Origin of the sequence: Undibacterium parvum, from assembly GCF_003955735.1 — a bacterium.
Lineage (GTDB): Bacteria > Pseudomonadota > Gammaproteobacteria > Burkholderiales > Burkholderiaceae_D > Undibacterium > Undibacterium parvum.
This window is the reverse complement of sequence record NZ_CP034464.1, coordinates 281,814-295,850: the sequence shown is the minus strand read 5'-3', so window position 1 is coordinate 295,850 and position 14,037 is coordinate 281,814. Positions and strand designations below refer to the sequence as shown.

11 protein-coding genes and 1 tRNA gene are annotated in these 14,037 nt (G+C 48.7%); 8 read left to right on the top strand and 4 right to left on the bottom strand.

Going from position 1 to position 14,037, the window contains the following annotated elements:
* Window positions 1-203: 203 nt before the first annotated feature.
* A complete protein-coding gene (gene hpnE / locus EJN92_RS01315) occupies window positions 204-1,568 on the bottom strand; it encodes a hydroxysqualene dehydroxylase HpnE (protein WP_227869648.1) in 1,365 nt (454 codons plus the stop codon).
* A complete protein-coding gene (hpnD, locus tag EJN92_RS01310) occupies window positions 1,561-2,394 on the bottom strand; it encodes a presqualene diphosphate synthase HpnD (protein ID WP_126126181.1) in 834 nt (277 codons plus the stop codon). The genes hpnE and hpnD overlap by 8 nt, the downstream gene beginning before the upstream one ends.
* 333 nt (window positions 2,395-2,727) lie before the next feature.
* Between hpnD and EJN92_RS01305 the strand changes: the two genes are divergently transcribed.
* On the top strand, window positions 2,728-3,651 hold the full coding sequence (locus EJN92_RS01305) for a hypothetical protein (protein ID WP_126126180.1): 924 nt from the start codon (window positions 2,728-2,730) through the stop codon (window positions 3,649-3,651).
* Window positions 3,652-3,748: 97 nt separating this feature from the next.
* Here the strand turns inward: EJN92_RS01305 and EJN92_RS01300 are convergent, their stop codons facing one another.
* On the bottom strand, window positions 3,749-4,453 hold the full coding sequence (locus EJN92_RS01300; RefSeq protein ID WP_227869647.1) for a M24 family metallopeptidase: 705 nt from the start codon (window positions 4,451-4,453) through the stop codon (window positions 3,749-3,751).
* 50 nt (window positions 4,454-4,503) lie between these two features.
* On the opposite strand from EJN92_RS01300, the gene EJN92_RS21515 reads away from it, so the two are divergent.
* Window positions 4,504-4,653: a hypothetical protein gene (locus tag EJN92_RS21515; RefSeq protein ID WP_170174845.1), complete on the top strand. Its 150-nt coding sequence runs from the start codon at window positions 4,504-4,506 to the stop codon at window positions 4,651-4,653.
* Window positions 4,654-4,879: 226 nt separating this feature from the next.
* Here the strand turns inward: EJN92_RS21515 and hpnC are convergent, their stop codons facing one another.
* Entirely contained in the window at window positions 4,880-5,689 is an 810-nt protein-coding gene (gene hpnC, locus EJN92_RS01290) for a squalene synthase HpnC (protein ID WP_126126178.1), read from the bottom strand.
* 241 nt (window positions 5,690-5,930) lie between these two features.
* Between hpnC and EJN92_RS01285 the strand changes: the two genes are divergently transcribed.
* From EJN92_RS01285 to clpX, 6 genes are all read left to right on the top strand, one after another.
* Entirely contained in the window at window positions 5,931-7,136 is a 1,206-nt protein-coding gene (locus EJN92_RS01285; protein ID WP_227869646.1) for an efflux RND transporter periplasmic adaptor subunit, read from the top strand.
* Window positions 7,133-10,225, top strand: coding sequence for an efflux RND transporter permease subunit (locus EJN92_RS01280; protein WP_126126177.1), 3,093 nt, complete (start codon window positions 7,133-7,135; stop codon window positions 10,223-10,225). Before EJN92_RS01285 ends, EJN92_RS01280 begins: the two co-directional genes overlap by 4 nt.
* Before the next feature lie 219 nt (window positions 10,226-10,444).
* Window positions 10,445-10,531 (top strand) — tRNA-Leu (locus EJN92_RS01275).
* Window positions 10,532-10,559: 28 nt separating this feature from the next.
* The gene (tig, locus tag EJN92_RS01270) at window positions 10,560-11,909 is read left to right on the top strand and encodes a trigger factor (RefSeq protein ID WP_126126176.1); all 1,350 of its coding nucleotides are present in this window, start codon (window positions 10,560-10,562) and stop codon (window positions 11,907-11,909) included.
* A gap of 16 nt (window positions 11,910-11,925) precedes the next feature.
* A complete protein-coding gene (clpP, locus tag EJN92_RS01265) occupies window positions 11,926-12,552 on the top strand; it encodes an ATP-dependent Clp endopeptidase proteolytic subunit ClpP (RefSeq protein ID WP_126126175.1) in 627 nt (208 codons plus the stop codon).
* Between the two features lie 162 nt (window positions 12,553-12,714).
* Window positions 12,715-13,986, top strand: a complete 1,272-nt coding sequence (gene clpX / locus EJN92_RS01260; protein ID WP_126126174.1) for an ATP-dependent Clp protease ATP-binding subunit ClpX — start codon at window positions 12,715-12,717, stop codon at window positions 13,984-13,986.
* Window positions 13,987-14,037: the final 51 nt, after the last annotated feature.

Genomic DNA, 14,037 nt, shown 5'->3' with positions numbered 1-14,037 from the left:
TTGTTGGTGCTGGGGGCTGGCAGTTGTGTCGAATAAATTCAAAAGCTAGCCCTGCCAACGCGCATATTCCATGCGCTTCTTCAAGCACATAGGCCTGCAGCCCGCATGGGATATACGCCTTGGCGGCATACTAGGTTTGTTTTTTTTGACTATATTTTGCGGGCTGACGCGGGTACGGGCGGTGGGTTTTTAAACCCGCCGTTTTACGCTTGCAATTGCTGATGCAATTGGCTGGCGGCTTGCTGGCCGCTGCGTACTGCGGCTTCTAAGGTGGCGGGGTAGTCGCCGGCGGTGTAGTCGCCCGCGATGAATAAGCTGCTGATACTGGTTTTATTCTCTGGTCTGACGAGTCCAGGGGTGCAGGAGTAGGTGGCGCGCTTTTCGGAGATGACTTTATGCCAGAGCGGGGTCGCCAAATCGGGGCGTTGAAAATTGGCTGCCAGTTGCTTGGCAATGGCGGTGGCCAGCTCAGCGTGGCTGTGTTCTATCGCGGCGCCCGAGGCACTGACTACCACTGCTAATAGGCCTTGCTGGCTTGCGTGTAGCTGGCCGCGGTCGAATACAAATTGGCCCCAGTGCTGGCGTTCTGGCTGGTCTTCCAAGGCATAAAAGGCGCGTGGCAATTGCAGGCTGCTCTGGTATTGCAGATAGCAGGTGGTAATCGGCTCGTAGCTGAAGGTGGTGCTGATGCTGGGTGCTGCTAACTCTTTATTGTCGATAGTGGCGAGCAAGCGTTTTGCATGCTCGGCATCGGTGGCGACGATGATGCCATCCCAGTTCTGTGCCAATGCAGGATCGCTGTGGCTGTCCTCACATTGCCAGCGCTGATCGGTGTTTAGCGTCAAACTTTTGACGGCATTGCCTAGCAAGACTTTACCGCCGTTTTGCTGTATCTGTCTGGCTGCAGCCTCTGGCAGCAAGCGCGATAAATCCAGGCGTGGAATCAGCATGTCGGAAGTGGCGCGTTTTGCGCCCAGGCTATCACGTAAAACGTTTAAAAATATTTGCGCCGAAGCCCGTTCTGGCGGGGTATTTAAGGCCGCGATGCACAGTGGTATCCACATCAGGCGGCAGAGTTTTTCAGTTTGATCGAAGCGTTGCAATAGTTCGCTGACGCTGCAGTCTTGATGGAGTTGCCAGTCCATCCAGCGCGCCGTGGTCGAGAATCTGGCCAGCGATAATTTATCTGCCCGGCTCAGTCCCTTGGCTTTGAGTAAGGCAATCAGCAAATGCAGCGGTGCTGGTAGTTTGGGTGCGACAAAATGCATGCCGCTCTCTGTGCCTGGGTAGCACATTTGCAAAGGCAGTGTTAGTAAGGCGCTGGTGCGGTCTATGCCCAGCGTCTTCATCAGCGCAAGCGTCGCGCTGTAGGCGCCGAGTAAGATGTGCTGGCCGTTATCCAGCGCGTGATCGTGCAGCTCTACGCGCCTGGCGCGCCCGCCCAGAGTGCGTGCCGCTTCTATCAGGGTCACCTGATGACCGAGTTCGCTGAGGCGCGTGGCGGCGCTGCAACCGGCCCAACCGGCACCGATCACGGCGATCTTTTTGCCTTGCGTCTGCTTAGCCACGAACGTAGGTCTTCCAGGCCAGCCATAGCTTGCGCAGGGGTGTCAGTGAAATGCGTTGATTTAGTACGTGAAAACCATCGTGCTCAATTTCGACCAATAGGGCGCGGTAGATGGCTGCCATGATCAGACCGGTGCGCTGGGCTTTGCGGTCTTCTGGCGGCAAGGCGAGTAGCGCCTCGTCGTACAGGCTTTGGGCGCGCGCATACTGAAACTGCATCAGTGCTTCAAATTCTTTGCTGTGGCGCTGGTTCAGGATGTCATTGGCCGGTACATTAAATTGCTGCAGCTCATTGACCGGCAGATAGATGCGGCCTTTACGTGCATCCTCGCCGACATCGCGAATGATATTGGTCATCTGCAATGCCAGACCTAGTTTCTCGGCAAATTCTTTAGTGCGCGCATTTTTGATGCCGAAAATACTCGCAGAAAGTATCCCGACCACGCCCGCCACATGCCAGCAATATTTCTGCAGGGCGATGAAGTCGAGATAGCGGTTTTGATTCAGATCCATTTCCATACCGTCGATGATTGCCAGCAGGTGCGCACCATCGAGCGCGTAGGCGCTCATGTGCGGCAACAGCGCCTTGGTTACCGGATGGGTGGGCTGATCGGCTAGCATGGCTTTGATTTCTTTGCGCCACCAGCTAAGCTTGCTACGCGCCACCGCATCGTCGATGCTATCGTCGACGACATCATCGACTTCTCTGCAGAAGGCATACAGGGCAGTGATGGCGCGCCGTCTTTCAACAGGCAAGAATAAAAAACTGTAATAAAAACTGGAGCCGCTCTGGGCAGCTTTTTGTTGGCAATATTCGTCTGGTGACATGCTGGCTAAAATGGCGAAGGCGGTTGACTACCTGAACTCGGTAGCGATAATCCAGTATGTTAACCGAAGTCGCGCATGCGCAGTGCGTCTGTACGCAAAGTAGAGTCGATCTTCACAAGATGTTGGCACTAGGGATAGGCTAAGTGCTTGCTGTACAATACCGACACCTCAGTATTTGATGTGACTATTTAAGCTTGGTGGCATTTGCGTGTTGATGAATATTCCTCTGAATATCCCGCATGATGTTGGCAGCTATTAGTTTTTAAGGCGATCTATCACTTTCGGTTGGTCTAGTGATAGTTGCCACAGTCTATTTTAAAGGCAGAATTTATCTTGGTTACAGTAAAAAATCTCACAAAAAATAAGGCCCTGCTGATCGGCATGGGCGCAGTCTTGAGTCTGGCCGCTTGCGGTGGTTTTGTGTACACCACGGTAGGTGGTAACGTGAAAGGCCTCACTAGCGGTAGCCTGCTAGTGCTCAAAAATGAAGGGAATTACACCTCAAGACTGCTTGCGGATGGTCCATTCAGTTTTAAAGTTGCCAGCAATGCCGCCTATGCGATTACCGTAGGATCGCAACCAAATACCGATAATTGCACCGTTTCCAATGGCACTGGTCAAATGACGGGTGATACACCGGTCACGAATATTGTGGTCAATTGCGTGCCCAATGTACCCATTTCCGGCACGATCACTGGCTTGGTGGCGACTACCCGCTTAAGCTTGGCAAGCAAGAACGCTGCTGTGATCGATGGGAATACCACGGCAGTCTCGCAAGGTAGTTATTTAGCCGATGCGACCACGTTTGCATTGCCAATTTACATGGTGAGTGGATTGAAGTATTCCATCTCGGTGGCAGCTCAGCCGGCGGCGCAAGTGTGTACCGTGCAAAATGGTGAGGGCACGGCCGATAATACGAATATCGCAGGTATGCCTAAATTTGCGGTCAACTGTGTGGCTGCGGTGACGGTCGGAGGCACAGTGACTGGTTTAAAAGCGGGCTTATTCTTGACCCTGACCAATAGCGCGACTCTCAATGGTGTTGCGAGCACTTACAATCAAAGTATGTTTGCCGCCACTACCGCTGCCACGCCCTATGTGTTTAACGATAGCGTGCTCAGCGGCACTTCCTATGATGTGAAGGTTAGCACCCAACCGGTGGGGCAGGTTTGTACCGTCACTAACGGTAGTGGAACTGCTAATGCTCCAAATTCGGCGACTAATCCTGCCTCGACTATTGCAGTGAATTGCATTTAAAGCAAAATCTAAAGCAAAATTAGTTAGGATAAAAAAAGAGGCTAAGCACACGCTGCTTAGCCTCTTTTTTCGTCTGGAATTTTAGATTTCCTATGGTTTAGAGCATTTCCAGCATTCCAGCTTGATTGAAGAAAAACACATCTTCATGCTTAAAACCCCAGTTGCCGCCTTTGAGTCTGACAAAGGGCTCGAAGCTGAAGAAGGGGATATCGCCTAATTTAACCTGGTTGTTTGCCTCGATAAACTGGCGATCCTCTTTACGCACTGCTATGCTGTGTCCGACATTACTTCTGTAGTCGAGATTAACGAAGCCACTTTCACGTATGCAGACATTGCTCCATTCAAACAGTTGCCCAAAACTAGTCTCTGGATGAACTAGGCGCAACATCTTTTGATGGAGTTGCTCTAAGAAGCGCATACCGTTTTTAAATTCTATATTTTCGGGGCGCACCGCAACTCTGCCATGTTCAACCGGAAACGAGCGGGCGCAATCTCCCCAATATTGTTCATGTGTAGGGCTAAGATCGATGGTGATTAAGTTCGATAAGCCGACTGCTTCGTCGCTGGCTTGATAGGCTTTGCCTGATACCGAAAGGCAACTGCGCGAACCGAGTAGTACCAGCGCTGGACAATGGTAATACCAGGTATCGGGGTAGCCCAACTCTCTGAGCATCTCGTGCGCCTTGGTCGCTATGCTTTGCTCGGTATCGCGCGCAGTAATCAGCTCCGGCAGTCTGTCGAGTACAGACTTGGCGGCATTCTGGGCTTTGCGATGTTCGGCAATTTGCTGGACGGTCGGCATAGGGTGTCTGAGTTTGTTGGTATAAATCTCGTATTTATTTACTGCTGCTGGTGACTGCACCCACCCCAGCCTTGGTAACGTCGTACGCAGTGCCGACCACCGCCGTACCTAGCGAAACCGTGGTCGATGCAGCGACGCCAGCAATCGCGATCACCGTGCAGCCGTTTAGCGACAAGCTGCATATTAGTAGTGCAATATAGAATATACAAGTTCGCACGAAATTTACCTTTAAGTTTGTAGATGTTATCTATCAAGAATAGTAAGTCTTGCGAGCCGGATAAAGCAATGTGATTTTTAATCTAAACTAAATCGTATAAATGATTGCCCATGCGGTGACTGACTAGAACGCTAGTTTTATTTGGGATTTGATTAGACGCAGTCCCAATAATTAATAATAAGCAATGAGTGGCTAATGATACTAATTACTCACATTTTGAGCGCTCGTACGAACAGCAATAGCCAATCTATTTTCCCTAATCGCGGCCGTTTTTTGAAAATATCACCGTCGACTTGATCGAGCCGCTCTAGGATGCGTAATCCCCCTTGCACCACTAAACGCAATTCCCAGCCTATGCGGCCTGGCAGGCGCTTGCAGAGTGGGCTACCTGTGATGAGCATGTTGCGTGCTCGCTCTGTTTGAAAGCGCATTAAGCTAGTCCAGGCATGATCGAGTTTGGCGTCGGCGATTTGTTGCTCGCTTATGCCAAAACGCAACAAGTCTTCTCGTGGCACATACACCCGCTGTTTTTCCCAATCGATGGCTATGTCTTGCCAAAAATTAATTAGCTGTAAGGCTGCACAGATGGCGTCTGAATCGCGCAAACTTTCTGGGTCGGTAGTGCCATACAGGGCGAGCATGATGCGCCCCACGGGGTTGGCGGAGCGACTGCAATAATCGAGTAGCTCGTCAAAATTTTGATAGCGGGTTTTCACCACATCTTGCTTGAATGCCGAAATTAGGTCGTGAAATGGCGCTAATGGCAAATGATGTTGCTCAATGATGGCAGCTAAATTTTTAAATAACGGGAGGTCGTTATATGCTCCGCACCCTATGTTTCTCAGGGAATTGTCATATTGTTCAAGTGCTAATAAACGTTGTGGGGCGCTGGCGTCCCCTTCATCGGCAATGTCGTCTGCAGTTCTGGCGAAGGCGTAAATTCCAGCAACTGCCGGTCTTAAATGAGCAGGCATTAAAAGTGATGCTACGGGGAAATTTTCGTAATGTTCTACGGACATGTTTGGAATAAATAAGTAAATGACTCAAAAGTCATTGAGGAAAAAAGAACTCGCCCTTATAATTACTAACCACTGAGTCAGTAATTTGATTCTAGAAAAAATTTAGCCGGCTGGTGGAAGTACAGCTCATCCCATCAATAATTAGTCTCGGTTTTATCGCAATGTTTATTTAACCACTGATTGTCGCAGATTAAGTGTTTAATAAGATGCGTTAAATCCGGAATAGTAAAGGAAAACTCTCGTGCTCACATCACTAACAGTCTGGTCTCATAAGCGCAAGCCAGAGCCGCTCTATCTTCAGGGCTTACTACGCGGCTCAGCCACTTTAAGTCTGGCTAGCTTGTTATTGCTGGTTGCTTGTTCCAAGCCAGTCGAAAAAACTGAGGATATTCGTCCAGTGAGAGCGATGAAGGTCGCCGCAGATAATGCCGAGATTGCAGCCGAGTTCTCCGGCGAGGTGCGCCCGCGCATAGAATCAAAACTTGGTTTTCGGGTAGGTGGGAAGATTATTGCGCGCAAAGTTGATCTGGGTAGTGAAGTGAAACGTGGCCAGGTGCTGATGCAGTTAGACCCTCAGGATCTCGGTTTGGCACAGGCGCAAGCCAAGGCTGGCTTGAGTGCGGCAGAAAGTAGTCGTGACTTGGCAAGAACGGAATTGAAGCGCTATCAAGATTTAAGAGAGAAAAATTTTGTCGGCGCAGCTGTGCTCGATGCGAAGGACGGTACTTATAAAGCGGCACAGGCAAATTACGAGCAGGCTTTAGCTGCTTTTAAGAATCAGTCTAATCAAGCCGGCTATGCCACTTTAGTGGCTGATGTGGATGGCGTCGTGACTGCGGTGGATGCCGAGGCTGGACAAGTCGTGGCGGCAGGTGTGCCCGTATTGCGCATCGCGCAGGCGGGTGAAATGGATGTCGTCATTGGCATCCCAGAAGATAAAGTGAACACGATTAGGCAAATTAAAGACATCCGGGTTCGGCTTTGGGCCAATCCAAATGAAGTGATTTTAGCGAAAATGCGTGAGCTGTCACCGATCGCAGATCCTGTGACGCGTACTTATACCGCCAAATTGGCTTTGCCTGCGGATGCTAAGGATGTCAAGTTGGGTATGACTGCAGCGGTGACGTTTGCAACTAAAAACCCCCGCGCAATGATTAAGTTACCAATGACAGCCTTGTTTCAGGATAAAAACATGACGTCGGTTTGGATCGTGGAAGGTGGTGCTGTGAAATTGGTGCCGGTTCAGTTGGCGGATTCCTCTGGCGCTGATATTTTATTGGCATCGGGCGTGGCGATAGGGCAAACCGTGGTTACCGCCGGTGTTAATTTGCTCAAGCCAGGGCAAAAGGTAAGCGTGTTGGGAGTTGAGGCTGTGCAAACAGCCGCGACACCTAGCGCATCAAATAAGCTTGCCAGTGGCGGTGCTGGCGCTGAGGTGGCTAAATGAGCGACTCATCTCGTGGGTTTAATCTGTCGCGCTGGGCACTTGAACATATTCCGCTGACGCGTTACTTGATTGTCGCTTTATTGCTTGGTGGGATTTTTAGTTATGCGAAATTGGGGCAGGATGAAGATCCTCCATTTACTTTTCGGGCGATGGTGGTGCGAGCAGTTTGGCCGGGCGCAACTGCTTTACAAATGGCCGAGCAAGTTACTGATAAGCTAGAAAAAAAGTTACAAGAAGTACCGAATATAGACAAGATTCGCAGCTATTCTAAGCCGGGTGAAACCTTGATTATTCTGCAGGTGCGTGAATCTACCTCGCCAAAAGATACGACGCAATCCTGGTATCAGACTCGCAAAAAAATTGGTGACATCCGTCCTACTTTGCCGCCTGGCGTGCAGGGGCCATTTTTCAATGATGAGTTCGGTGATACTTATGGTTCGATATTCGCCTTGTCTGGCGATGGTTTTAGTTATGAGCAAGTTAAGGAGTATGCGGATTTTGTGCGGCAAGAATTCTTGCGCATACCTTCGGTCTCTAAGGTCGAGTTGTTTGGCGTGCAGGATGAAAAAATCAATATAGAATTTTCGCAGAAAAAATTCTCACAGCTGGGTGTTTCCTTTGAGACCATCGTAGCTCAAATCAATTCGCAGAATACGGTAGAAGCCACAGGCGTTTTGACTACCGCAACCGATAATTTGCAGGTGCGTGTTTCAGGTGCGCTGATGGGCGTGAAAGATCTGGAGAATTTGCAACTACGCGCCAATGGAACCAGCTTTCGTCTAGGTGACTTTGCGACGATTAAGCGTGAATATAAGAATCCGCCGCAAGACAAGATGCGCTTCAATGGTAAGGAGGTCATAGGCCTGGGCATCTCTATGGAGAAGGGCGGGAATATCATCGACCTTGGTAAAAATTTACAGGTTTCCATGGCTGCCTTGAAAGCGAAATTGCCAGTCGGAATACAGATAGAGCGCGTCTCTGATCAGCCAAAAATGGTGGCGTCTTCGGTCGGTGAGTTTGTCAATACCCTGATCGAGGCGGTGGTGATCGTACTCGCAGTTAGTTTTCTGGCTTTGGGTTTGCATACCAAGCCGTTTCGTTTGGATGTGCGACCGGGTTTGGTGGTGGGTTTAACCATTCCTCTGGTGTTGGCGGTAACTTTTCTATGCATGCGCTTTTTGGATATCGACCTGCATAAAATTTCTCTCGGTGCGCTGATTATTGCTTTGGGCTTGTTGGTGGATGATGCCATCATCGCGGTCGAAATGATGGTGCGTAAGATGGAGGAGGGCTTTTCTCGCTTCGATGCGGCCACTTATGCCTATACCTCAACTGCCATGCCTATGTTGACGGGCACCTTGATTACCGCCGCTGGCTTTTTGCCGATAGGCTTGGCGAAATCCTCAGCGGGCGAATACACTTTTTCTATGTTTTCTGTCAATACCCTTGCCTTGATTATTTCTTGGTTGGTTGCTGTCTTGTTTACGCCTTATCTTGGTTATTTGCTGTTGAAAGTAAAGCCTTCGGCCGCAGCAGATGGTCATCACGAGTTATTTGATACACCTTTTTACAATCGCTTTCGCGCCATAGTGAACTGGTGTGTCGAATGGCGTAAGACGACGATAGCGATCACTCTGATGATCTTTGGTCTGGGCGTGTTTGGTTTTAAATTCATAGAGCAGCAGTTTTTTCCGGATTCGAGTCGTCCCGAATTAATGGTGGAACTTTGGTTGCCCGAGGGCTCAGCCTTCGCCGCCAGCGAAGCTCAGGCGAAAAAGTTTGAGGCATTTATACAAAAGCAGGATGGTGTTGAGAGTATTACGAGTTACGTGGGGACTGGGAGTCCAAGATTCTATCTGCCACTGGATCAAATTTTTCCACAAACGAATGTATCGCAGATTGTGGTGTTGCCTAAAGACTTGAAGGCCAGGGAGGCTTTGCGTTTAAAGATTACGCAGGCTTTTAAAACTGATTTTCCTGAGGTCAGAGGTCGCGTTAAATTATTGCCAAACGGTCCGCCTGTTCCTTACCCGGTTCAGTTTCGGGTGACCGGTTTGGAGGTGGAGAAAGTGCGCGAAATCGCTGATAGAGTGAAAGATGTCATGCGTGCCAATCCAAATGCGATCGGTGTCAACGACAACTGGAATGAGTCGGTCAAGGTGATACGCATCGACATGGACCAGGATAAATTGCGCGCACTAGGTGTTACATCGCAAAGTGTGATGCGTGCGGCGAATACGATTTTGACTGGCAGCACCGTCGGACAATTTAGAGATGGAAATAAACTCATCGATATCGTGGTGCGTCAGCCGGTGGATGAGCGTTCTACTGTGTCGGCCTTGGGTGGTGCAAATATCCCAACTGCCAGCGGTAAATCGGTGCCCCTGTCGCAATTGGCGCGTATTAAACTGGTATGGGAGCCGGGCGTGGTCTGGAGGGAGGGGCGTGAGTGGGCTGTTACAGTGCAGTCGGACGTGGTTGACGGCATACAGGGGCCGACCGTCTCTTCGCAAATCTCGCCTAAGCTCGATGCGATACGTGCCAGTCTGTTACCAGGCTATAAAATTGATCTGGCCGGCGCTGCTGCCGATAGTGGAAAAGCGCAGGGCGCGATTGCTGCGATTTTCCCCCTGGTTATTTTTATCATCTTTACTTTGTTGATGTTGCAGTTGCATAGTTTCTCGCGCTCCCTGTTGGTGTTTTTAACTGGGCCGCTAGGAATAGCAGGAGCTGCTGCTGCCTTGTTAATTTTCCAAAGACCGTTTGGCTTTGTCTCGTTGCTAGGTGTGATCGCCCTGTTTGGTATGATTATTCGAAATTCGATTATTTTGATTGACCAGATCGAGCAGGATATTGGGGCTGGCGCGGCACCTTGGGATGCCATTGTCGAATCTGCCGTAAGGCGTTGCCGGCCTATCATACTTACCGCAGCGGCAGCCGTGCTGGCGATGATACCTTTGTCGCGCTCGGTTTTTTGGGGGCCTATGGCGGTTGCAATTATGGGAGGTTTGATCATTGCCACCGCTTTGACACTGCTATTTTTGCCGGCCTTGTATGCTGCCTGGTTTAGGGTGAAGCGAGCTGTATAGCGCCGTTTAATAGCCCTATTTCTTCGAGGAATAGGGCTGTTTAGTATGCGCCCCTGAAATCTAAGGCTAAAGCGAAGAAAAATAGTGACGCGTCCGTTTAAAATCCAGTAGAATATGCGGCTGGAGTTGAAATGCAACAGTTACAGTTCTGGGCGACACTTGAATTCTAGGTCGCCCTTTGCTTTTGTGCTGGTTTTACGCCAGTAAGTATCTCATCCTGCGAGGATGGCGAAATTGGTAGACGCACCAGGTTTAGGTCCTGGCGCCAGAAATGGTGTGGGGGTTCGAGTCCCCCTTCTCGCACCACAGAATTTTTTTTATTTGGACGATTTTCATGGCAATTGCAGTCGAAACTTTAGATAAATTGGAACGCCGCCTTACTATCTCTTTTCCTATTGCAGAAGTGCAATCTGAAGTCGAGAAGCGTTTGAAAGTGCGTGCGCGTACCGCGAAGGCGCCTGGTTTCCGTCCTGGAAAAGTGCCTATGAAAATGGTTGCCGCTCAATACGGTTACCAACTCGAAACTGAAGTGCTCAATGATAAAGTTGGTCAAGCGTTTAGCGCAGCGGCTAATGAGAATAAATTGCGTGTCGCTGGTTATCCACGGATAGAGCCTAAATCAGGCGAGGCAGCAGTTGAAGGTACTTTGGCTTTTGAAGCTACGTTTGAAGTATACCCAGAATTCACGGTTGGTGATTTGTCCGCAGCCGAAGTAGAACAAGTTAAAACGGAAGTGTCCGACGCCGAAATCGATAAAACGATAGATATCTTGCGCAAACAACGTGTGCATTATCACGTAAAAGGTGAGCAAGGCGAGCACGGCGATGGTGGTAGTGATTTGACTGCAAAAACAGGCGATCGCGCTACGGTAGATTTCGTCGGAACGCTCGATGGTGTTGAGTTTGCTGGCGGTAAAGCAGAAGCCTTCGTGTTTGTGCTGGGCGAAGGTCGCATGTTGCCTGAGTTCGAAACTGCAACTATCGGTTTGGCTGTTGGTTCTAGTAAAACTTTCCCGCTGTCATTTCCTGAAGATTACCATGGCAAGGATGTTGCAGGTAAAACTGCAGAATTCACTATCACCCTAAAGCAATTGGAATGGGCACATCTGCCAGAAGTTGACGCAGAATTCGCGAAAACCTTGGGCGTTGAAGATGGTGACCTGGTCAAGATGCGTACTGACATCAAAGAAAATCTGGAGCGTGAAGTTAAAGGTCGCGTGAAAGCGAAGACTAAAGACAGCGTGATGGATACTTTGGTTAAAGCGGTTGAATTTGATGTGCCGAAATCATTAGTTGAGCAAGATGGCCAACGTTTGGCTGAAATGACACGCCAAGACATGGCACAACGTGGCATGAATGTGAAAGATGTTCCATTTCCGCCAGAATTGTTTACTGCTCAGGCAGAGCGTCGCGTGCGTTTAGGTTTGATCTTGGCGGAATTGGTTAAGTCAAACAACTTACAAGCGACTCCTGAGCAAATTAAAGCGCAAGTAGAAGATTTCGCGCAAAGCTATGAAGATCCACAGCAAGTGGTTAAATACTATTTCAGTGATCGTAGTCGTTTAGCTGAAGTTGAAGCCCTTGTGTTGGAAGAAAACGTCGTTACTTATGTACTTGGTAAATCGAAAGTGACAGAGAAAGTTCTGCCTTTTGATGAGTTAATGGGTAGTAATAACCAAGCGTAATTAATAAGGAAATCACATGACAGGTATCATCCGTAATTCTGCGTTGGACACCAATATGCTAGGAATGGTGCCAATGGTGGTGGAGCAAAGTGGTCGTGGGGAGCGTTCTTACGATATTTATTCCCGCTTGCTTAAAGAACGTGTGATTTTTTTGGTTGGTCCTGTCAATGACCATGCCGCAAATTTGATCGTTGCTCAGATGTTGTTTTTGGAGAGCGAAAATCCTGATAAGGATATTTCTTTCTACATTAACTCACCAGGCGGTTCCGTTTCGGCTGGTATGGCGATTTTTGATACCATGCAATTCATTAAGCCAGACGTGTCAACCTTGTGTACTGGTTTGGCCGCCTCTATGGGAGCTTTTTTGCTCGCCGCAGGCACCAAGGGGAAGCGTTTTTCCCTGCCAAATTCGCGCATCATGATTCATCAGCCTTCCGGTGGCGCACAGGGACAGGCGACGGATATTGAGATACAAGCACGAGAAATTTTGTATTTGCGTGAACGTCTGAATGGTATTTTGGCTGAAAAAACTGGCCAGACCATAGAGCAGATTGCTAAAGATACTGAGCGCGATAACTTTATGTCTGCAGAGTCTGCTGCAGAATATGGTTTGATCGATAAAGTATTGACTCATCGTTCTTGATGAATTGAAATATCCAAAAACGCCCGCATCTTTGAGTTGCGGGCGTTTTTCTATTCCGCCCTATAATTAGTCGACCATCGCAACGATGCCTGTATCTCTTCATGACGAATCATGAATTTGCAGGTAATATTACATCCACTCCGTTAAATAATATTCCGCACCATGCCCGATAAAAAATCCTCCACTGGCGAAAAACTGCTTTATTGCTCATTTTGTGGCAAGAGCCAACATGAGGTTAAAAAACTGATTGCTGGGCCATCTGTATTTATTTGCGATGAATGCATCGATCTTTGCAATGACATCATTACTGATGAGATCAGTAGCCTCGATACGATTGCCAGTGCCAAGACCGAATTACCTACGCCATCTGAAATTACGGGATTGCTTGATCAGTATGTGATCGGGCAAACTAATGCGAAAAAAATTCTGGCAGTGGCGGTATATAACCATTACAAGCGCCTCAAACATCTAGGCAAAAAAGATGATGTTGAGCTGTCAAAGAGTAATATTTTATTAGTTGGCCCGACTGGATCTGGTAAAACCTTATTGGCCCAGACCTTAGCGCGCATGCTGAATGTGCCGTTCGTGATCGCGGATGCAACCACCTTGACAGAAGCTGGTTATGTCGGTGAAGACGTAGAGAATATCATTCAAAAATTGCTACAAAATTGCAATTATGAAGTGGAGCGTGCGCAAAAGGGTATAGTCTATATTGATGAAATCGATAAAATTTCACGTAAATCTGATAATCCTTCTATTACCCGTGACGTTTCTGGTGAGGGCGTACAGCAAGCTTTGCTGAAGTTGATTGAGGGTACGATGGCGTCTGTGCCACCGCAAGGCGGGCGTAAGCATCCAAATCAGGATTTTATACAAATTGATACGACCAACATCATGTTCATTTGCGGTGGTGCCTTTGACGGCTTGGCCAAGGTTATCTCTGATCGCTCTGAGCGCAGTAGTATCGGCTTCTCTGCAAGTGTGAAGAGTCAAACGGAAAAGAGTGCCAGTCAAATCATGCAGGATGCTGAGCCGCAAGATTTGATTAAGTTTGGTTTAATTCCTGAGTTGGTCGGTCGCCTTCCTGTGATCGCAACGCTCAATGAATTGGATGAAGCTGCACTTATCCAGATTTTGCTTGAGCCAAAAAATGCCTTAATTAAGCAATATTCAAAATTATTGGAAATGGAGGGCGCAGAGTTGGAGATCCGCCCTGCGGCATTGCAAGCGATCGCCAAAAAAGCCATTGCGCGTAAGACCGGCGCGCGTGGTCTGCGCTCTATTCTCGAGCATGCTCTCCTTGATATTATGTACGAATTGCCAAACGAGCAAAATGTCGTTAAGGTGGTGATTGATGAAAACACCATTGCAAACGGCGCTAAGCCGCTATTGATTTATGATGAGCAACCAAAAGTTTCTGGTGCTAAATCTTAATTGTGAAATATGAAGCCGTAAATTTTTTGCCGGCCGCCAAATTAAATTAGC

Bases quoted from the DNA above. Each gene is read 5' to 3' on its own strand.
- clpP (WP_126126175.1), top strand. From the start codon at position 11,926: ATGACAGGTATCATCCGTAATTCTGCGTTGGACACCAATATGCTAGGA.
- tig (WP_126126176.1), top strand. From the start codon at position 10,560: ATGGCAATTGCAGTCGAAACTTTAGATAAATTGGAACGCCGCCTTACT.
- clpX (WP_126126174.1), top strand. From the start codon at position 12,715: ATGCCCGATAAAAAATCCTCCACTGGCGAAAAACTGCTTTATTGCTCA.
- hpnC (WP_126126178.1), bottom strand. From the start codon at position 5,689: ATGTCCGTAGAACATTACGAAAATTTCCCCGTAGCATCACTTTTAATG.
- EJN92_RS01300 (WP_227869647.1), bottom strand. From the start codon at position 4,453: ATGCCGACCGTCCAGCAAATTGCCGAACATCGCAAAGCCCAGAATGCC.
- EJN92_RS01280 (WP_126126177.1), top strand. From the start codon at position 7,133: ATGAGCGACTCATCTCGTGGGTTTAATCTGTCGCGCTGGGCACTTGAA.
- hpnD (WP_126126181.1), bottom strand. From the start codon at position 2,394: ATGTCACCAGACGAATATTGCCAACAAAAAGCTGCCCAGAGCGGCTCC.